1 protein-coding gene is annotated in these 919 nt (G+C 68.3%); it reads right to left on the reverse strand.

All coding sequences use genetic code 11. The features are described 5' to 3' along the window. Positions 1 to 919, reverse strand: a 919-nt coding sequence (locus ACM6J5_RS18475) for a hypothetical protein (protein ID WP_414929107.1), incomplete at both ends; no start/stop codon positions are given.

Raw genomic sequence — 919 nt, forward strand, 5'->3', positions numbered from 1 at the left:
GGCTGCCGCCTGGGCGGTGGTCAGTGCCACGACCTGGGCCGTGGTCAAGACGGCCACGTCGGCGGTTTCCAGGGCGCTGATCTGGGTCGACTTCAGTGCCACGATCTGCGCCGTGGTCAGTGCCGCAACCTGGGCGGTGGTCAACGCTACCAGTTGGGCCGATGTCAGGGCGCCGACATCGGCAGTTTCCATGGCCGCCACTTGCGTGGTGGTCAGTGCAGCCACCTGGGCCGGTTTCAGCGCGGCCACCTGGGCAGTGGTCAATGCCACGACCTGGGCGGTGGTCAGGGCCGCGGTCTGCGCGGTGGTCAGGGCCGCGACGCTGGCCACTGGCAAGGCAGCGATGTCAGCGGTTTCGATGGCCGCCACTTGCGTGGTGGTCAAAGCAGCCACTTGCGCGGTGGTCAGGGCTGCCGCCTGGGCGGTGGTCAGGGCCACCACTTGAGCGGTAGTCAGTGCCGCCACGTCAGCGGTTTCCAGGGCGCTGATCTGGGTCGGTTTCAGAGCCGCCACCTGAGCGGTGGTCAGTGCCGCGACCTGTGCAGTGGTCAACGCTACCAGTTGGGCCGATGTCAGCGCGCCGACATCGGCAGTTTCCATGGCCGCCACTTGCGTGGTGGTCAGTGCAGCCACCTGGGCCGGTTTCAGCGCGGCCACCTGGGCGGTGGTGAGGGCCACGACCTGGGCGGTGGTCAGTGCAGCGGTCTGCGCGGTGGTCAGGGCCGCAACGCTGGTCGCTGGCAAGGCAGCGATGTCAGCGGTTTCGATGGCCGCCACTTGGGTGGTGGTCAAAGCAGCCACTTGCGCGGTGGTCAGTGCAGCGACCTGGGCGGTGGTGAGGGCCACGACCTGGGCGGTGGTCAGCGCCGCGACATCGACAGTCTGCAGGGCGCTGATCTGGGTCGGTTTCAGCGCCGCT

The organism is Pseudomonas sp. IT-P74, from assembly GCF_949768175.1.
Classification (GTDB): Bacteria; Pseudomonadota; Gammaproteobacteria; order Pseudomonadales; family Pseudomonadaceae; genus Aquipseudomonas.